This window comes from Roseibacterium elongatum DSM 19469, assembly GCF_000590925.1.
GTDB lineage: Bacteria > Pseudomonadota > Alphaproteobacteria > Rhodobacterales > Rhodobacteraceae > Roseibacterium > Roseibacterium elongatum.
On sequence record NZ_CP004372.1, the window covers coordinates 3361751 to 3382032 of the forward strand.

13 protein-coding genes are annotated in these 20282 nt (G+C 59.3%); 10 read left to right on the forward strand and 3 right to left on the reverse strand.

All coding sequences use genetic code 11. The annotated features are described in order from the left end of the window. Positions 1 to 1032: 1032 nt before the first annotated feature. Positions 1033 to 1572, forward strand: a complete 540-nt coding sequence (locus ROSELON_RS18265) for a hypothetical protein (protein ID WP_156945967.1) — start codon at positions 1033 to 1035, stop codon at positions 1570 to 1572. Positions 1573 to 1677: 105 nt separating this feature from the next. Here ROSELON_RS18265 and ROSELON_RS18270 read toward each other — a convergent pair whose 3' ends face one another. Together ROSELON_RS18270 and ROSELON_RS18495 are read right to left on the reverse strand one after the other, a co-directional pair. Then, positions 1678 to 2055 carry a hypothetical protein gene (locus tag ROSELON_RS18270; RefSeq protein ID WP_156945968.1) on the reverse strand — a complete coding sequence of 126 codons (378 nt, stop codon included), beginning with the start codon at positions 2053 to 2055 and terminating at the stop codon, positions 1678 to 1680. An 85-nt stretch (positions 2056 to 2140) separates the two neighbouring features. Further along, positions 2141 to 2398, reverse strand: a complete 258-nt coding sequence (locus ROSELON_RS18495; RefSeq protein ID WP_198020770.1) for a thermonuclease family protein — start codon at positions 2396 to 2398, stop codon at positions 2141 to 2143. A 105-nt stretch (positions 2399 to 2503) separates the two neighbouring features. On the opposite strand from ROSELON_RS18495, the gene ROSELON_RS16315 reads away from it, so the two are divergent. From ROSELON_RS16315 to ROSELON_RS16355, 9 genes are all read left to right on the forward strand, one after another. Continuing rightward, positions 2504 to 3460 carry a helix-turn-helix transcriptional regulator gene (locus tag ROSELON_RS16315; protein ID WP_245605373.1) on the forward strand — a complete coding sequence of 319 codons (957 nt, stop codon included), beginning with the start codon at positions 2504 to 2506 and terminating at the stop codon, positions 3458 to 3460. Between the two features lie 151 nt (positions 3461 to 3611). Continuing rightward, positions 3612 to 4745, forward strand: a complete 1134-nt coding sequence (locus ROSELON_RS16320; protein WP_025313370.1) for a metallophosphoesterase family protein — start codon at positions 3612 to 3614, stop codon at positions 4743 to 4745. After that, positions 4742 to 7342, forward strand: a complete 2601-nt coding sequence (locus ROSELON_RS16325; protein ID WP_025313371.1) for an AAA family ATPase — start codon at positions 4742 to 4744, stop codon at positions 7340 to 7342. Before ROSELON_RS16320 ends, ROSELON_RS16325 begins: the two co-directional genes overlap by 4 nt. Beyond that, complete coding sequence (locus ROSELON_RS16330) at positions 7339 to 10653, forward strand: TM0106 family RecB-like putative nuclease (RefSeq protein WP_025313372.1); 3315 nt, start codon at positions 7339 to 7341, stop codon at positions 10651 to 10653. Before ROSELON_RS16325 ends, ROSELON_RS16330 begins: the two co-directional genes overlap by 4 nt. Next, complete coding sequence (locus ROSELON_RS16335) at positions 10650 to 11306, forward strand: HEPN domain-containing protein (protein ID WP_038650524.1); 657 nt, start codon at positions 10650 to 10652, stop codon at positions 11304 to 11306. Before ROSELON_RS16330 ends, ROSELON_RS16335 begins: the two co-directional genes overlap by 4 nt. Before the next feature lie 293 nt (positions 11307 to 11599). After that, the gene (locus ROSELON_RS16340; protein WP_281172826.1) at positions 11600 to 13027 is read left to right on the forward strand and encodes an ATP-binding protein; all 1428 of its coding nucleotides are present in this window, start codon (positions 11600 to 11602) and stop codon (positions 13025 to 13027) included. Then, the gene (locus tag ROSELON_RS16345) at positions 13024 to 15771 is read left to right on the forward strand and encodes a Z1 domain-containing protein (protein ID WP_025313375.1); all 2748 of its coding nucleotides are present in this window, start codon (positions 13024 to 13026) and stop codon (positions 15769 to 15771) included. The genes ROSELON_RS16340 and ROSELON_RS16345 overlap by 4 nt, the downstream gene beginning before the upstream one ends. After that, entirely contained in the window at positions 15761 to 16720 is a 960-nt protein-coding gene (locus tag ROSELON_RS16350; protein WP_025313376.1) for a PD-(D/E)XK motif protein, read from the forward strand. The genes ROSELON_RS16345 and ROSELON_RS16350 overlap by 11 nt, the downstream gene beginning before the upstream one ends. Further along, complete coding sequence (locus ROSELON_RS16355) at positions 16713 to 18818, forward strand: AIPR family protein (RefSeq protein ID WP_025313377.1); 2106 nt, start codon at positions 16713 to 16715, stop codon at positions 18816 to 18818. Before ROSELON_RS16350 ends, ROSELON_RS16355 begins: the two co-directional genes overlap by 8 nt. A gap of 1 nt (position 18819) precedes the next feature. Here ROSELON_RS16355 and ROSELON_RS16360 read toward each other — a convergent pair whose 3' ends face one another. Further along, the gene (locus tag ROSELON_RS16360) at positions 18820 to 20220 is read right to left on the reverse strand and encodes a DNA cytosine methyltransferase (RefSeq protein ID WP_342665304.1); all 1401 of its coding nucleotides are present in this window, start codon (positions 20218 to 20220) and stop codon (positions 18820 to 18822) included. Positions 20221 to 20282 lie beyond the last annotated feature (62 nt).

Here is a 20282-nt window from a genome sequence, read left to right on the forward strand (position 1 = left end):
GCACGAGCCTTCTGGTCGCTTGCCCCTCGACCTCGACATTACCGCTCAAACCGTTTGATACGCATTCTCGCTGATAGGATGCGCCTCAGGCGCTCTGAGAGCGCCCAGGGACGACATGGTCGTGTTTTCTGCACCACGACAGCGGCCAAACAAAGATGCGCACCAGGTGCGCAGCCAGCGCGTCTGGTGAGGTATGCAGGGCAGCCCCTTTGTCGAAACAGACCAACCTTCCTGGGAACCAGCGTAGTTCAAACAAGCGAGAAACGATGCCAAGGCTCTGCCAGGTCGCAATCGCACCAGGAACTCCATCCAGGAGAAGGTGTGCCGCGTTACCATTTCCGGACCGGAATGGTTCTTCTGCTAACCGGTCTGCCTCTTCCTTTGCCGGAGATGAGGCTGATGGCGCAGAGCCCGTCAAATCCTCCCGCGTTTCGTCTATACGTGTGTATAGTATCTATAAGTATATATTATACGAACTGCGGCTCTCTATTCACTCTCCGGTTGTGTAAATTTCCTCGAAACTCGCCCATTATGGCCTCTTCCAGCTGAGCGGCATGCCTTGCAACGAGCTATGACACATCCGGCTCCGGAAATCGTATCAACGTAAAATCTACGCTCAGAACACATTCCGGCCCACAAGCCAGACCTGTGCGAGGTAGAACGATGCCAACCGCGGCGAGTTCTGGATCGGTTCTCTACCGCAATGCATGCTCTGCGGCTAGCTGGGGCGGTTGCTGGTTGCGTCCGCATCGTCTCCTTTCATCGCCCAGCAGTCGACCGGATGTGTTGACCACGGGCGCAGCCTGAGATCCCGGTGATGCATGGCCCTCAAACTCGCACCATGAGAGAGCGATGGGTTGCACACATGCAGCGCAGCAACCACACTGCATTGATGGGATGGATCACATCGCTCACACGATTTGTGCAAAAGAGAAGCATGGTTGTGACCCACGGCATGGAATCCAGAATTGGCAAGGGGTGAACGATATCTCACCTCACTCTCCAAGCTTATGAAGTGTGAGACCATAAAAGATGGCGAACGCCTATAGCAGCGAACAACTAATTCAGGCACGGATCATCCTTCTAGCCCTTGATCAGAGCAGGCGATTGATACCCATGGAGGCCAATAGGACAATCGTAAGAGCCGTCGTTGGCAACATTCTAAACTCGCTCATAAATGAGAACATTGGCAAAGAAGGGAAATATGGGGCAAAACCAGATGCAAGATTTATGTCCAAGCGGTTCTTTGAAGAATGGTCCAAGTGCCCGACACAAGGAAACCTTCGAGCCGTCGGAACTTATGAGCATAAGACTCCCATGACCATCCTGGAAAGGAAACTATCCACAGCCTCGAATGAATATGAAATTCTGAATATTATTCGACAGAATGCATTCTGCATGTGGGTGACGAAGGCAGAAGATACTCGATTAAACGAATTAGGTCTTAAGAGTAGCTTGCCTGAGACAGGTGACCGCTACGCTGAAGCTGGAATTGAAATATATTCTGATGGCCCAGTGTTTTACAAGGGGAAACACCGGGGCTTGAGCGCGAAGCGAGACCACAAGAGTTGACTAACCAAAAAAATCAAATGGCTTGCATTAAGCGCACCAAGTCAAAGTCATCAGTCTCACATACCCGGAAAGGCTCAAAACTCCTTGCATCAAAACCTGAGACAATTATTTTATCTTTACAAACTCCACGCCACTAAAATCTTGCGTTGCAAGATCTTCATCCCGCAACGACCTGAACCGATCCAGCAATATAGGAAATCCTCTCTCCCTCCAAAACTGACCTGAAACCATTCCACTCGAAATTCCGCCATAGGAGTATTCTTCCAGATATTTTCTCTCTAGCAACGCAAGGTCAACTCCAACCAATCGCCTAAAAACATGAACAAGAACATCAGCGAGCTCGTCCACAGATCCTGGCAACGGTTTATCTTGCAGCTCACGCTGGATATCATCCCAAAGATATGGGTCGCCTCGATAACCCCACTGATCCAGCCGCGGAATAAAAAGCTCTTTCAAAGTCAAATTTTCCCTTTCTTCCTTCAATATCCCACTCCGTTCTTGAAATCCTCGTATAGAGCAGCCTCGGGATGGAGAAAACCCAGATATCAAATTCATACCAGAACATCAGTCATGCAGCAGGTTGCCAGCGGATTGCAGTTAGAGAGCTGGCCTTCCCGCGCAGCAAGCGCTCAATACAGCGGGTCGCTTCGCGACCGTAGCGATTTGAATTTTCGGGGGCGTCGATCCCGTTTAGCCGAACCGGGATCCCCGACACGACGATCGTGTCGGCGTCGCGGATATAGGCTGTTCCCGAGATCTCGCGGGCAGTGGCGTCGCCAGCTTGGGCGAAGAAGGTAAGAGTGATCAGAAGCAGTGGGCGAAACAAGGTGCGACCTCTCTTGGATAGACGAGGGACGATTGACACAGCCTTCATGATGTTTTTGATTAATTTTCAGTGCTGTAATGGTAAGTCATGTCATATTCGAACGCTATGCAACTCCTGCGCCTCGCTGACCTCGCGGCATCGCGACATCTCGGGGTGTCCCTTGAAGAGGTATGCCAAGACTTCGACTGCTCTGAGCGCACGGCCCAGCGGATGATGCGCGCGCTTGAGGAAGTCTTCCCGAATTCTGTGACGGTCAAAACATCCGATGACAGGCGAAGGCGATGGCATTTGAAGGAAGTTCCAATCGCCCGGCTGAGCCTAAACGGCGCCAATGAACTCGAGGCCCTCGAGGTAGCAATTGATCACCTCGAGGGTGCGGGAAATACACGCCAGGTCGATGCTTTGAAAGGCCTCAAGAACCGTCTTCTGTCTGCGCTACCGCGAGGCACAGCGAGGGCCGCCGAAACGGATGCCGACGCCCTGCTGGAGGCCTACGGCATGGCTGCGCGCCCAGGTCCCGTTGTCCAGACGAATCGCGCCTTGGCCGAAATAGTCGCCGAAGCTCTCCGTGGCCCCTTCCGGATGCTGTTCGACTACAACGGAGAACGGCGCCTTGTTGAACCCTACGGCGTGCTGATCGGACCTCGACGCTATCTCGTTGCGCGCCAACCGGCCAAAGGTGCAGAGCTTCGCCATTTCCGACTTGATCGCATTCGCGACGCCTCCGTGACCGCAGAGTGGTTTTCAAAAGATCCCGAGTTCAGCATTGCGCAATATGCCTCACGGTCCTTCGGGGCCTTTCAGGACGAAAACGAGTTCGGTGAGGTGATTTGGCGCTTCTCTGCTGATGCTGCGGACCGCGCCTCCGAATGGCGTTTTCATCCAAGCCAGTCATTTGCGACGCTCCCTGATGGCAGGCTAGAGGTTCGGTTTGAAGCCTCGGGGTGGCAGGAAATGGCATGGCACCTTCATTGCTGGGGCGATGCTGTCGAAGTGGTGGCCCCAAGAGGTTTGAAGCGACTGGTTGAAGGCGACGGATCACGAGCCGCGGTGTTCCCATGAAAGTTCGCGCCTTGTTCCAAATTATCAACAGGTTTCCGCTGGCGGGCGCGAGGCCCCCGACAAGATCTGTCACCCTCACGCATCATTTGTAATTCGCAATAGCGTTCTGCCTTTCAGAGAAGACTGCCCTGTAAAGAGTTAGGAGTTGAACATGCCTGCCTTGCGCTTCATTCATTCGAGCGACCTGCATCTTGGCCGCCGTTTTCTGAATATCCCCGAGCCGCCAGACGGCAATCTACGTGGTCGCCTTATGGAGGCCCGGTTCGACCAGATCCACCATCTCGCCGAAGCGGCGCGCCAACATCGTGCAAACCACATCCTCCTGGCGGGTGACACGTTCGATTCATCCACGCCATCGCCGCAGGTGCTGCGTCAGGCCTTGGCCGCGATGCGGGACGAGACGGATGTCACCTGGTGGCTGCTCCCGGGAAACCACGACAACATGCGCAATGCGGAACCCGTCTGGGAAACGATCAGGAAGGATGCGCCGGAAAACATTCAGGCTTTGCTCGACAGCGAGCCGGTCGAACTCGCGCCGGACGCGATGCTCCTCCCCTGCCCCGTCCCCGTGCGGTCGTCCGGACGCGACCTGACCGAGGCGCTTCCCAGGATCGAGACGCCTGAAGGCGTTCTGCGGATTGGCCTTGCACATGGTGGGGTTGTCGATTTCTCCGAGAGTGGCGAGCAGATCCCGCCGGATCGGGACCGAACAGCGGCGCTCGACTACCTCGCACTTGGCGACTGGCACGGGCGGCTCGGGGTCTCGGCGCGCACTCATTATTCCGGGTCACCAGAGCAGGATCAGTTCAAGCACAACCGGCGTGGCTGCTGCCTTGCGATAACGATCCCCGGCCGCGGATTGGAGCCGGAGGTCGCGGAGATCGAGACCGGAAGTTTTCTCTGGGAGGACGTGGGCCTCGCCCTCCATGAGGGCGAAGACGCTGCGGCTGCCTTGGAAGCGCTGTTGCCGGACTCGGAGCGGCGCAACACGCTCATGAGGATCAAGGCCACCGGCTGGGCGTCGCTGTCGGAACACGCGGCACTGCGTGGCGCCGCTGAGCGCCATGCCCCGGAGTTCGCCTTCCTTGACTGCCAGTCGGATGATCTCGGCACCCTCCACAGCGTGAGCGATCTCGACGAGATCGATCATGCGGGGGCCATGCGCCTCGCCGCGGACCAACTGATGGCTGAAGCCGCGGACATGGCTCTCTCCGAGGAGGATCGCACAATCGCAGCCGCTGCCCTCAACCGCCTCTACGCCTATGCGAAGGAGACCTCGAAATGAAGCTGCGCTCCATAACGCTCGAGAACGTCCGGCGCTTCATCGACCCGGTTCGCATCGATGGCATATCCGATGGCGTCAACGTTCTGAGCGCACCTAACGAATTCGGGAAATCGACCGTTTTCGACGCGCTCCGCGCCCTCTTCTTCGTGCCGCATGGCTCGACGAAGAAGGATATCAAACACCTGCGGCCTCACGCCGGAGGCTCTCCAAAGGTCTCCGTCGAGGTAGAAACAGCCGAGGGGCGCTTCGTGATTTCCAAGACCTGGTTCGGAAAATCCGAAGCGAAGGTCACCCGAGGCGACGTGTTGATCGCACAGGCTGACGAGGCTGAAGCCTGGATCTCGCGACTTCTCGGCGGCGGAGACGGAGGACCATCCGGTCTCCTCTGGGTGCGACAGGGACTCCTCGGGCTGTCCGACGGAGAGAAAAACGAACAGACGGCCGCTCTCGAAGCGCGCCGGGACCTGCTGTCGTCGGTGACGGGTGAAGTCGAGGCCATGACCGGAGGCCGCCGGATGGACGCCGCTCTGGCACGTTGCCGCGAAGAACTCTTGGGCTTTGCGACGGCGACGGGACGCCCCAAAGCTGGTGGCCCCTGGGCCGCCGCGCTGCACGACGTTGAGACCCTGACGGAGGATCGGGACAGCCTCGTTCAGCAGGTTGCAGCGCTGCAATCCTCACTCGACGAGCGCAATCGCCACCGGCGCGAATTGGCCGAGCTGGAAGCGCCGGATACTGTCGCAGAGCGCACGGAGCGGCTCGAGGCGGCAAAGGTCGCCTTCCAGGCAGCCGAGACCCATGCCAGCAAGGTTCAGGCCGCCGAGCAGGCTGTCCAGACGGCCAGGCTGATGGCGGACCGCGCGAAACAGGACCTTCAGACGTTCCGGGATGTCGTGCAAACCAGATCGAAGGCAGAAGCGGCAGATCAGGAGGCCCGCGACAAGCTCGAAAAGGCTGCCCAGATACTTGCGGAGGCTGAGCAGAACCTCGCAGACGCGACCAGGGCTCATGACGCGGCTGAGGAAAAGCGAAGGCAGGCAGATGCTCTGGTGCGCCGTGTGCAAGCAAAGAGCGCTCGTGATCGCCGCACGGAGCTCGAGGAGCGGCTTGAGAAAGCCCAGTCGACCCGTGGCAAGGTTGAAGCTGCCAAGGCCGGCTCCTCGATTGGGCCCGATGACAAAGACATGGACCGGCTTCGCGGTCTCAATTCCGCGTTGGTGACCGCGCGCGCCCTGAGGGACAGCACGGCGACCCGGGTGACCATGCGCTATGCCTCGGGTCATGACGGAAGCGTAGTCCACGCAGGTGAAGTTCTTGCCGATGGCAAGGCATTGACGATCCATTCTGACACGGTGCTGACGCTCGACGGTCTTGGCGAGTTGACCGTTCATCCAGGCGCAGGGCCAGAGGACATTGCCGATGTCTCCCAGGCCGAGGCCAATCTTGACGATGCGCTCAAGGCGCTTGGGGTCACGTCCCTCGAAGAAGCCGCTCGCGCCCACCGGGCGCGTCAGGATGCAAAATCCCTGCTAACTCAGCTGGAAGCCGAATTCTTGGCTCATGCCCCGAAGGGCATTGAAGATCTGCAAAAGCAACTCGCCGCCCTGCCCCAGCCGGCGGAAGAGGAAGAGGTCGAAGACCTGCCGTCCTTGGAAGAGGCAGAGGCAGCTCTCAGAATCAAGAGTGGCGTGGTCGCGGAGCTCCGAGCCAAGATGGAGGCCGCGCGGGACTTGCGGGACGACGCGCGCACAAAGCACACGACGGCTCTCGTTCTTCAAGAGGAGGCCACAAGACATTTGACCTCGGCCATCGAAGCGATGGACCGCCTGCCCCAGACAGATGAGGTCGAACTGGCATCGGAATCTTCCGCAGCAGACGAAAAGCGCCGCCAGGCCGAGACTGACCTGAAAGACGCACAATCGGGCGCGCCGGACATCGCTGCGGCGAAAGCTGCGCTGACCCGAGCTCAGTCCATCGAGGATGCCGCGTTGGCCCGCATCGGCGAGCTGCGACCGGCCATAGCGGCACTCGACGAACGGATCAGAGGAAGTGCCGGCGAGGCCGTTGAGGAACGGCTTCAAGAGACTGCGGACAAGCTCGAGGCAGTGGAGGCGCGGCTTGCCCGCATCGCGCGCGAGGTGAAAGTGCTTGAACGGCTTCAAGCTGCTCTCGAGGGCGCACGCTCCGATGCCCGCGACCGTTATTTCGAGCCCGTTGCCGGTGAACTACGGCCCCTCCTGCATCTGCTCTGGCCGGACGCCGAGCTGAACTGGGCAGATGATACGCTCTTGCCGCAATCCTTGATCCGGAATGGCCAGGAGGAGACCGTCGACATTCTGTCGGGCGGCACCCAGGAACAGATCGCGCTCCTCGTGAGACTGGCCTTCGCGCGCCTCCTGTCGAAGGATGGGCGGCATGCGCCGGTCATCCTCGATGACGCGCTGGTCTTCACGGATGATGATCGGATCGAGCGGATGTTCGACGCCCTGCATCGGCAGGCAGGCGATCTTCAGATCATCGTGCTGAGCTGCCGGCAGCGCGCGTTCCGCGACCTCGGCGGGAAGGCGCTGCAGATCCAGGCTTCGGTAGCCTCATGAGATTTCAGAATGGCGATATCCGCCTCTCGGCGTCGGACCTGATGCGCTTCACATCCTGCGCGCATGCAACACGCCTGGACCTAGAGCAGCTCCACGGGCGGGGCCCTGAGCATGTCGAGGACAGCGAAGACGCAGCCCTGTTGCAGAAGCAGGGCGATGCCCACGAGGCGGAGCACCTTGCAAAGCTCAAGTTCACCGAGACCGTCATCGAGATCGACAAGGATCAGCCGTTCGACGCGGCCGTGAAAGCGACACAGGCGGCCCTCTTGGAGGGACCCGACATCGTCTTCCAAGGAGCCCTTGAAGGCGATGCATGGGGTGGCTGGTCGGATTTCCTGGAACGTGTCGATGTGCCGTCCGACCTGGGCCCCTGGTCCTACGAGGTCGCCGACACCAAGCTGAAGCGCAAGCCCGACCCGAAGCATCTTCTTCAGCTCGTGCTCTACTCGGACCTGCTCACGCCGCTGCAGGGCCGTGCATCGGAGCGCGCGCATGTGATCCTCGGGAACGGCGAGCGGGCTACCTTCCGGCTTGCGGAATACGCAGCCTACGCGAGGAATGCGCGGGATCGGCTCGAGGCTTTCGTGGCGGAGCCCTGGGAGACACGGCCAGTGCCCGTGTCGGCCTGTGCCCTCTGTCGGTGGCGCGAGCATTGTGGATCGATCTGGACGGCCGAGGACAGCCTCTGGCGCATTGCCGGCATATCCGCGCCCCAGGTCGCCAAGCTCGAGAGCGCCGGGGTCACCACCATGCGCGGCCTCGCGGAGCATGACGGCCCTGTCGCGAAACTGGCTGAACCGACCCTGGAGAAACTGCGCCTGCAGGCACGCCTCCAGACGGACCGCGATGCCAAGGGGCCCCATCATGTCCTACGCCCGCCTGTCGAGGGGAAAGGCTTCGACCTGCTCTGGCGACCCGATCCGGGCGATCTGTTCTACGACATTGAAGGCGATCCGCATTACGCCGAGAATGGTATCGACGGCCTCGAATACCTGCATGGGATCTGGGACGGCGCGGATTTCACTGCGATCTGGGCTCACGACCATGCCGAGGAACGCAACGCACTCGTCAGGCTCTTCGAGATCTTTGACCAACGGCTGACGGCTCATCCCGGAGCCCACATCTACCACTATGCGGCTTATGAGATCACTGCATTGCGCCGCCTCTGCACACACTACGGTGTAGGTGAGGCGAAGCTCGACAAGTGGCTCCGCGAGAAGCGCTTCTGCGATCTCTTCGCCGTGGTCCGAGGCGGCATCGCGGCTTCAGAGAAGTCCTACTCCATCAAGGATATGGAAGCGCTCTACGGTTTCGAGCGCACGGGAGAGGTCACGACGGCCGGCGGCTCCGTCGTGGCTTATGAGAATTGGCGGGAGAACGGGGATCCAACCATCCTGGCGGAAATCGAGGACTACAACCGCCTCGACTGCATCTCCACGGAGGAGCTGCGTGACTGGCTCGTCTCCGTGCGCCCGGACGGCCCATGGCCGGATCCGGCGCCAGAGCAGGACGCTCATCACGACCTCGTTGACCACACGGCCGAGGCGCTTCGTGAACAGCTTCTTGCGGCGGATCTTCCGGAAGGACGAGGTCAACTGCTTTTCGACCTTGCGCAGTTCCATACGCGCGAGAAAAAGCCTGCTGCCTGGACGGTCTTCGATGCCGCCACAAAGACATCGGACGAACTTTGCGAAGATCCCGACTGCCTTGGCGGGCTCAACGCGGTGAGTCCTCAATCCGCGGAAGGATCCGCCGTGGTTCGGCGCTACCGGTTCCCGGTGCAGGAGTCCAAGCTCAAGGGCAAGCCCAACGCCAACGTTCTCCTAGGTGAGCAGATCGCGAGCGTGTCCATCAAGAAATGGGATCCGAGGGCGCGAACCGTTGATCTCAAACTGTCCGGAAAATACGAAACCGATCTTCCGGGCAGGCTGGATCTGATCCCGACCTTCGCGCTCAACACGGATGCCATTGAAGCAGCCATCATGGCTGTCGTGGCCGACCAGCTTGGTTCCCGCGCCAATAAGGCTGCGGATGATCTGCTGGCACACCGGCCTCCAAGGATGCAAGCAGGGCTCAACCTGGCTTCGCTTGCAAGCGAAGAGCCAGTGACCGCCCTGATCCGAGCCTGCAACGCGTTGGACAATTCCGTTCTGCCGGTCCAAGGGCCACCCGGAACCGGAAAGACCTACGTCACGGCCCGCGCCATTCTTTCACTGGTTGCATCGGGCAAGAGGGTCGGCGTTGCATCAAATGCCCATGAAGCAATCCGAAACGTGCTCATGGGGTGCATTGACGCCCTTGATGACGAAACCTCGGACTTCAGCGTCGAGAACCTTGAAATCGCTCACAAGGGCAAGCAAGGCGATACGTCTCTTACAGCGCCCTACGATCGTATCCGCATCGCGCGGAACAACACGGACCGCTCTCTCTCGAGTGCCGACGTTGTCGGCGGAACGGCGTGGCTCTTCTCGCGACCAGAGATGAAGGACGCGTTCGACTATCTCTTCGTGGATGAGGCCGGCCAGGTCTCGCTCGCCAACCTCGTCGCGATGACCAACACCGCACGAAACATCGTCCTGATCGGAGATCCCAACCAGCTTCCACAGGTCATCCAGGGAGCCCACCCTACCCCAGCAGACAAGTCCTGCCTAGAATGGATCATCGGGGAAGAGGAGACCATTCCAGAAGACCGGGGGCTCTTTCTTTCATCCACGCGGCGCATGCACCCGGATCTCTGCAGCTATATCTCTTCACAATTCTACGAGGACAGGCTCCACGCCCATCCCTCGACAACGGGCCAACGGGTCTTGGCGCAGGGTTTGCCGTCTACCGGCGCCCATCTCGTTCCGGTCGACCATGCAGGCCGGAGCCAAGTCAGCCCGGAAGAGATCAATGCGATCGCGTCAACCGTCCGAAACCTGCTGGGGGGCCAGTGGACGGACAAGGACGGCCACACCCGAGCCCTGCAGGCTGCCGACATCATCGTGGTCGCGCCCTACAACCTGCAGGTCGATGCCCTGAGCGAGGCGTCACCTGAGATCCGGGTCGGCACTGTCGACCGTTTTCAAGGCCAGGAAGCCCCGGTCGCCATCGTCTCGATGACGGCCTCCTCTGCTGACGAGACCCCTCGAGGCCTCGATTTCCTGCTCTCCCGGCAACGGATGAACGTCGCGATCAGTCGGGGCAAGGCGCTGAGCCTCGTCTTCGCCTCACCGCGACTGCTCGAGACGAAATGCACGACGGTGGACCAGATGCGCCTCGTGAACGCACTCTGTGCCTTGCCCATCTGGACTGGCGAGGAGACGGCATGACGATCAAAACGCACTTTGAGATCCTCAAATCGCGGCAGCGGGCCGAACGCGAGGAATGGCCCTCTCCCTTCGGTCTTCGCGTGCACCGGGCGATCAGCTGGATCGGTCGGGCCGAGGAAGAGCTTGAAGACCCTGCCGCGCGCTTCCTGTTTCTCTGGATCGCCTTCAATGCTGCCTATGGCGGAGAGAGATCGAGCTTTGGCGCGCGCGATGCGTTCCAGACCTTCTTTCACCGTCTCTGCCGTCTCGATGGTGCGCATCGCCTTTATGACATCGTCTGGAATGACTTCCCGGGACCGATCCGCCTGTTCCTCGAAAACCGTTACGTCTTTTCCCCCTTCTGGGCGCATGTGCATGGCGAGGCAGACAGCGAGGACTGGGAGGAGCGGTTCACCGCCGCCAAGCGCCGCTTTCATATCGCCCTTCGCGACCAGGACACGGTGACGGTGCTCTCCCTGCTCTTCGACCGGCTCTATGTGCTCCGCAATCAGGTCATGCATGGTGGCGCCACCTGGGGATCCTCGGTGAACCGCGACCAGCTTCGCGACGGAGCGGCGATCCTCGGCAGTGTGGTGCCGGTCATGCTCCACCTGATGATGGACGACCCCGAGGGAGACTGGGGCACGCCCATGTATCCGGTCGTGGAGTTGTGAGGGTGAGTATGAGGGACGTCAGTGGGCCAGACCGATCTCGCCCAGAAGCGGGACGACAGAATACCGAGGACTGTTGCTCGACCACCATGCTGTCTCGGAGCGAACATGGTTTCTTCAAGACCGTGACACTGTGTGGTTGCATCGAAGTGAGCACGGTCGAAGATTGCCGCTCAGGTTCAGCCTAAAATGTTATTATTCAAGGGACTAGGGGTTTGAGAGTCAATAAACGCAAGACAATGTCGATGAAGAGACGAGCTGACGCGACGCCTCACGCTGCTTCCCTTATCGAAGGCATGAGAGATTTCGGCTATACTTTGGAGACGGCGATGGCCGATATCATCGACAACTCCGTAACCGCAAATGCTTCGATGGTGGAGATTCTGGCGGAAACCTCCTCCGATGAGCCTTGGATCGCCATCATTGACGATGGCATCGGCATGCACGAGGTCGAGTTGATCGAGGCGATGCGGCCTGGATCTCGGAATCCTCTGGAGGAGCGCGAGGATCACGACCTCGGGCGGTTTGGGCTCGGCCTGAAGAGTGCCAGTTTCTCACAGTGCCGCCAGCTGACGGTCATCTCCAGGAAGGCCGGCCTGACGTCGGCGGCGACATGGGATCTCGACACGGTGGCTGAGACGAACGTCTGGGCCGTTGAGCTCGAAGATGATTTGTCGAGCGTTCCTGCGGCGGACCATTTGCCGGAAACCGGAACTATTGTCCTTTGGCGCAAGCTGGATCGACTTTCGACCGGTTACCGGCACGACGCGACAAAGCGGGCTGCGGAGATCAACAAGGCGCTTTCCGGGGCAGAGCGGCATCTGCGGCTCTGCTTTCACCGCTACATGGAAGGCAATCGACCCAAGCTTTGTCTGCTTCTGAATGGTAGGAAGCTTTCACCCATCGACCCCTTCGCGCAGGACCACAAGGCTACGCAGGTCGATCCGGTAGAACTCCTGCCCTTGGCGAGGGGAATCGTGGAGACCCAATGTTTCACATTGCCACATCACAAGATGATGTCGCGAACCGCATGGGACGAACTGGGAGGGCCGGAAGGGCATCTTCGAACTCAGGGATTCTACATATATCGGGAAAAACGCCTTATCATTGCCGGTAGCTGGTTGGGCTTGGCGCGACAAACCGAACTGACCAAGCTTTCGCGTGTGCGGGTCGATATACCCAACACCATGGACGCCGACTGGAAGATTGACGTCCGGAAAGCGAATGCGCAGATGCCGCCGATCGTCCGTGATCGGCTGCGGCGGATCGTCGAGCGGCTTCAAGGCACCTCCAAGCGCACATATAAACGGCGTGGGCAGAAGCTCGTCGACGACAAGAAGTTGCCATTCTGGAGTCGCATCCAGCAGGACGGCAGGATCATTTACCGGCCCAACATCGACCACCCGTCGATCAGCGGATTTGAGGAAAGCCTCCCCGAGGAATTCCGAAACGGGTTTCGCACCTGTCTCAAACTGATCGGTTCTGGCCTGCCTATGGAATCCCTGCATGCCGACATGCTTGGCGGGGCTGAAGATGTCTACGCAGACGAGACCGATTTCGCATCGCTGGCGGAGGGCGTGGAAACCGCCATCCGAATACTCCATGGAACGGGCATGACAGTATCTGACATCATCGCAAACCTATGCTCGAACGAGCCACTGCGGAGCCACAAGGATTCGGTGCGCAAGCTGGCAGAAGATATTGAAGATGGAGAGTCCCAGTGAATGACCAAATCGAGCACCTCGACGGAATAGTTTCACAGTCCCTTTCGAATGAGCGCAAGAGCGGAGAGGATCTGAGAACACTTATCACCACGTTGAACAGCGCCCTCAACCTTGGAGTTGATCCGGACGCCCAAGAACAACTTGCACGCGAGATCGAGGAGAGGTTCGGCATCAGCATGGGCCTCGGAGCAATGGTCGACGATGGGGATTTTCGGCCTTGGCTGCCGCAGGCCAAGGCATCGATCGACCCCTTCTACTGGGGGCGCTACCGGAAGCTCATGCTGAAGAATGGGCTTCCGCAGGATGTCGTGACAGCTACCGATACTGTAACCGACGAGATCCTCGGACGCTTGGGGAACCCGAACCTCGACGAAGAATGGGACCGCCGTGGCATGGTAGTGGGGCACGTTCAGAGCGGGAAGACTGGAAATTACACTGGTCTCATCTGCAAGGCGGCGGATGCCGGATACCGTCTGATCGTGGTGATCGCCGGCATCCACAACAACCTGCGCAATCAGACCCAGGAGCGGATCGACGAGGGCTTCATCGGCCGCGATACGGGCAGGCTGGCCATGAAAGGCAAGAGGGACGGCAACAAGGCGATAGGCGTTGGACTGTTCGATGATCGGCGGACGCCCGTCAGTCTGACCAACACGCTCTCTGATTTTCGGAAGAACACGGCCACCAGCAACACGAGCGAGATCGACTCCTACAAGGTTCCGGTCGTCCTGGTCATCAAGAAGAACCACTCGACCCTCAAGAACCTTCTCGACTGGCTGCGCGAGAACAGCGCAAAGGGTGATGCCCAGATGATCAGCCAACCCATGCTGCTGATCGATGACGAGGCGGACAATGCCTCCATCAATACCAAGTATTCGAAGGAGGAGATCACCAAGATCAACGGACAGATCCGTGACCTTCTGGGGATGTTCCACCGCAGCTGCTATGTCGGATACACGGCCACTCCGTTCGCGAACATCTTCGTGGACCCCGACTCGTATGATGAAGCAAAAAAGGAGGATCTCTTTCCCAGACACTTCATCGTGGGGCTCGATGCCCCGACGAACTATTTCGGGCCGAAGAAGATATTCATTGACGGGCTTCCGGAGGAAAGTGAGCCAACTTGGCTTCGCTACATTTCGGACAACGAGGACATCCTTCCGATCAAGCACAGGATCGACCAAAGCTTGGACGAACTGCCCGACAGTCTTCTAAAGGCTCTGCGCACGTTCCTGATTGCACGAACAATACGAAATCTGCGTGGCCAGGCCCGGTCACATTGCTCGATGCTGGTCAATGCCAGCCGCTTCACCAATGTGCAGGGAAAGATCCGCAACCGGATTCACGAGCGACTGGATGCGATACTGGATTCGCTTCGCGTCAACGGCGCGCGTGGTTCGGAAGGTCTGGGTGACCCCGAGATTGCTGCGCTTCGTCAGGTTTGGATCGAAGAATATTCGGACCTCGAGTTCGATTGGACCCAGATCCAGGGCGCCATGCTCGAATCCGTCGCCGCAGCCAAGGTCGTCGAGGTGAACAGCCGGGCCAACGGTCTTGATTATTCGGACGATAGCAGCATCGGACAGACACTCATCGCGATCGGCGGCTTCTCCCTGTCACGAGGACTGACGCTCGAGGGGCTCACCGTGACGTGGTTTCTACGGAATACCATGATGTATGACACCCTCATGCAGATGGGCCGCTGGTTCGGCTACCGGGGCGGTTACGAGGATGTCTGTCGTATCTGGATGCCTATCGATGCCATTGACTGGTATGCACACATTGCTGAAGCCACCGACGAGCTCCACCAAGAGCTGAAGAAGATGCAGAAAGCCAAGGCCACCCCGGCCGATTTTGGCCTCGCAGTGCGGAGCCACCCGACTTCGCTGATGGTCACTGCGCGGAACAAGATGGGGTCGGGCCAGAAGCACGTCATGATCGGCCTCTCCAATGCCTGGGTCGAGACGGCGAAAATCAGCGCGCGTGTCGATGATCTAACCAGAAATGAGGAAGCGGCGGTCCGTTTCCTAGAAGCGGTCGAGGAGGCTGGGCATCGGCAGCAGGATGCCGAGACGGTCCTTGGTGGCTATCTGTTGCGTGGTGTCGATGTGGAGAGCATCGACGATTTCCTTCTTGCCTGGCGGAACCATGATCAGGCGTTTCTCACCCAGACCGGACCCATCCGGAGCTACATTCGTGATCGCAGGCAGAACGAACTCAAGAACTGGGATGTGCTCGTCACGAGTGTGAACAGCGAGGGCCCCGAGGCAGAAATTGCCAATTGGACCGTAGGGCCGCAATTGCGCCGGATCGGTTATGCAGACCTCGCCGATGATCTTCTGTCGATCAGCGGCAAGAGGGCCCGCATCGCCTCACGCGGTGTTGAGAAGATCGGAGTGGATCCTGAGAAAGCGTCGGAGGCGGAAGCGCTCTACAGAAGCGTCGAGAAGACCGGCGAAGATGCTCGTATCTCCTATCCCGACCGCATCTACCGCGCTGTGCGTGACAGGCCACTCTTCGTTCTTCATGTGGTCCGGGTGCGCCAGCCAGAAGGCGAGGATGCGGAGCGGCCCCATCTCGATCGCATTCCCGATCGGCCAATCATCGGCTGGTCCATCAGCTTCCCTCAGTCGGCCCGACCTGATCAGCGAGTGGAATACGTGATCAACACCGTGAAATTCCGCGAGCTGTATGGCTTCGATGACGAGGAACCGGACGAAGGGGCGCTCGAAGATGACGACTGAAAGCCCATGGGAGCATATCGAGCCTGGCATCGCCCATCGGGTGGACAGGAACGGGCGGCACGATTTCTTCTGGAGCAGGATGCCCGATCGGTCCCCGGCGCTGGTTCTGCGTTTAAACGACGCCATCAAACCCGTGCAGCCCCTCCCCAAGTTGCGCCATGTCGGCGCCTTCTACCGGGTCGTCGAGGGGCAGGACTGCTACTGTCTCACGCTGAATGAGCGCACTCATCTGGATCTGTTCGAGACACTCTGCCGAGATGTCGTGGGGGCCGCCGAGGCGGCCGAGGATCTGCAATCGGCGCTGCAGCGGGCCGTGCGCCGCACGATGCGTTGGCACTATCTGCTTCGTGGTGGTGGACGAGGGCTGAGCATCGAGGAACAACGCGGCCTCGTCGGCGAACTGGCCCTGCTGCGGGAACTTGTTGCCGAGGTTGGCCCGATGGCCGCTGCAGAGGCCTGGCGCGGGCCCGAAGAGAGCGCCAAAGATTTCGAACTGCCGGGCCTCTACATAGAGTGCAAGGCGCGTAGAAGCGCCGCGCATCCCAAGGTCCGGATTTCCTCAGAAGCGCAGCTGATGGATATACCCGGCGCCAGACTATTCCTACGCGTCCAAGATGTGGACACGGCGCTGGATGGCGACGGCGGAAATCTGAGCCAACACGTCGAACAGGCAGGCAAACTGTTCGAAAGTGACTTCATCGCGCATGATGTTTGGGAACAGCGCCTCTTCGGAACCGGCTACGATCCGGAAATGGTGGAGGCGAACAGAACCTGGCATCTTGGGGCGGTGCGTATGTTCGAAGTGCGCGAAGGTTTCCCTCGCCTCGTGCCGCCTCTGCCGACCGGCGTCGAAGCCGTGGAGTATGCCATTCGCCTGGGCGACTGCGCCGACTTCCAGGCCAGCAGCAATCTGAAGCAGCTATTTTTCGAGAGTAAGTGCAATGTCTGATCTGGGAGAATTCCACCACAGCCTGATCGCCGATATCCAAGGTGATGCCGATGCGCTGGGCCTCTACACACAAGAAGCCTTCTTCGAGAAGATCGGTGAAATCCTGACCGAGGCCGGTGAGATCGACCAGGCTGACTATTGCCATTTCGAGGGTCAGCGGCAGGCTGTGCGCGAAGGCAAGAAGCGTCGAGTATCACTTGCCGTTTCGGGATATGGCGGCGATCCGGCCGACGCCGGAGACGTGCTTTCGTTGATCCTATGCGACTTTCAGGTGAACGCCGAGGTGCGAAGGACTGATGGAAAGTTCCTGAAAGCGCAATTCAATCGCCTCGTGGAATTCCTCCGCCATGCCAGGACTTCGGATTTTTCGGACGAACTCGAGGAGACGAGCCACGCGGCACAGTTGTCGGACCTTGTTCAGTCCCGCTGGAAGAGCATCGAAAAGATCAAGCTGATCTACGTCACGAACTCAGACAACCGCGCCGTCGTCGATGCCCGCCCCGCAGGCAGTGTCGGGGAAAAGCCAGTTACCTACAGCGTCTGGGACCTAAAACGCTTGCAGGCCTTCGTTGAGCAGGGCAAGGCGCGAGCCGACATGACCGTGCGGTTTTCCGAGGATTTCGGCGGGGGTGTCCCGGTGTTGAAGGCCTCAGGCTCCGACACTGCCTTCGAGAGCTACATTGCCGTCATCCCTGGGACGCAACTGGCCGAAATCTACGATCGCTGGGGGGCGCGGCTTCTCGAGTCGAATGTGCGATCTTTTCTCCAAGCGCGGGGCAATGTGAACAAGGGGATCCGCAAGACAATCATGGAAGAGCCCCAGATGTTCTTGGCCTACAACAACGGTCTCGCCGCCACGGCAGAAGGAGTGGAGCTCGAGCAGACCGCGGACGGCCTGCTTCTCGTGAGTGCCGAAAACCTCCAGATCGTCAACGGCGGGCAGACAACTGCATCACTTCACGCCGCACGAAAGAAGGCTGGTGACGGCATGAAGGACATCTATGTCCAGATGAAGCTCAACGTCATTCCGACCATCTCTGCGGATACGGTAGTGCCGAGAATCTCGGAATACGCCAACAGTCAGAACAAGGTCGCCGCGGCCGACTTCTTCGCCAACCATCCCTTCCATATCCGGATCGAGGAGCTTTCCCGGAAGATCCTCGCTCCCGCAGGCGAGGCCGGCTATCGTGAGACCAAGTGGTTCTACGAAAGGGCGCGTGGCCAGTATGCGGACGAGCGGAGCCGCAAGACCGATGCGGAGAAGAAGAAATGGGATGCGGAGTTCCCGAAGAACCAGTTCTTTACCAAGACCGATCTGGCCAAGTTCGAGAATTCGTGGTCTGGGAGCCCCGAATGGGTGTCGAAAGGCGCCCAGAAGAACTTTGCGGAGTTCGCGAAGACGATCGAGAAGGTCTGGGGACGCAGCGGGGCGAAGATAAACGAGGTCTGGTATCGCAATCTGGTCGCCAAGGCGATCATCTTCCGCCGTCTCGAAAAACTTGTCTCGGCTCAGGACTGGTATGAAGGAGGATACCGGGCAAACATCGTGACATATGCCATCGCCAAGGTAGCGCACGATGCTCGGGAGATGGAAAAGGTGGTAGACCTTTCGCGGATATGGCGCGCTCAGGCCGTTCCGAGCGACTTGGAGGCTGCGCTCCTCGCAGCCGCTGCCGCAGCCCAAGATATCATAACAAACCCGCCCGATGGCGTTCGCAACATGTCGGAGTGGGCAAAGACCCAAGCCTGCTGGAAGGCTTTCTCCGAGAGAAACCTCACCTATGGCGACGCGTTCCAGAATGTTCTCGTGGAGGAGGACGATGCGAGGTCCGAGGAAGACGAGGTCACGGAAGACGAGAACCTGACGAAGAGTGTCGAAGCACAGACCCGCGTATTCGAACTCGGAGCGGCATTCTGGGCCGAAGCCAAGACGTGGGGACGTAGCCAACGGCTGCTGTCGCCTGCCGAATACAACACGCTCGAGATCTGTGCGAAGATCCCTTCTCGCCTGCCGACTGAGCGCCAGACCGAGTTTGCTCTGGAGATCCTTGCAAAGCTTGAGGCCGAGGGCTTCGGGGCCGCCGAAGCAGCTAAGTAGTTCAGCCGATCAGACGGCGGACCGCCTTCGCGATCTGGTAGGCCAGATATGGCGGCACGGCGTTGCCGACCTGATGATACTGCTTCGTGCGAGGACCGCAGAAGAAGTAGTTGTCCGGGAATGTCTGCAGCCGGGCGGCCTCGCGAACGGTGAGAGAACGGCACTGCGCAGGATCAGGATGAATGAAATAGTGCCCATCCTTCGAAATGTGGCTTGTTACGGTTGTGGACGGTCGGGTCGCGACTTGGGTCCGGAACCGATCGGCGAAATCACCTGAGCTACGATTGCGATGTCGAGGTTGCAGAAAATCCGGGAATTCCGAGAGTTTCGGGGCCCGTTCGTGAACCTGTGCGTAGGCTGCGGAGAACAGGTAGCGACCAAGGTCGTCTGGGATGTGGCCACGGGTTTCATGCTGGAGTGCGCACGAGAGGTGGTCGTCACTGAACCAAGCCTTCAGGTCGCCGGGCAGGTATTCGGAGTTGAGGAACCTGCGTGACTGGCGCTCGCACGGCAATGCTTCATCCCGAGCCACCTGCAGAGCGATGTCCCGGACCCCACGGTCAATATTTCCGTAGCTCGCGATTGCCTCCGCCTGTGCCCTGACTGCACTCTGCCATGCGCTCGTTTCATCCTGCCTGCTGAGGCCGCTTCGCAACTGCCAGAGATCTTTAATAACCTCGGCAACACTAACAGGTTCTGCGGGGTCACCCAGCAGGGGAGACGTAATTTCAGTAGCCGGAATGTCCTTGCGAATGCCGAGAACGATTACCCGGTGCCGTGCTTGAGGCACACCGTGTTGTTCGGCCCTGATCAAGAAGTCTCTGCCATCGGCTCGCTGCCCATCCGCCGGAGGAATGGTCGCCAGCGGCAGCAGACGATAGCCAATGCCGCCAGCGTTCTCGAGGTCGTCGAGCACTCGACTGAAGATCCCCCCGCCATCCACCTTGGAGGAGAGCATGCCCTTCACATTCTCCATCACGAAGGCGGCCGGAACCAACCTATCTAGGATGCGCACGTATTCGCGATAAAGGTAGTGCCGGTCATCCTCTTCCGCGACATATCCCTGCTTACCTTTGTTTCGCGAACGCCCAGCCAGAGAGTAGGCTTGGCACGGCGGGCCACCGATCAGGATCGTGTCGCCGTGGTTGACTTCACGTGCTTTGTCGAGTTCGACGGCGATCTCCTCGAATACGCCATCTGCACCAAGGACGCGTTGTCGCACTTCATTCTGAGCCAACTCCCAGTTGGACGGATAAAGGTCCTTCCAAGAAGGCAGCGGTGTTCCGTTGTTCAGCGCCTCGTAGTATTCAGGCGGAAAGGTATCGAAGCTGCGCAGGAAGGAGCGTAGCCGCAACGTCTGGACAGCGTGGTCGTCCATCTCCACAGAGAGATGAATACTCATCGGGGTGTCCGTGTCGCAGCCGGCCCGCGAAAACCCCTCTCCTAGCCCGCCTGGCCCTGCGA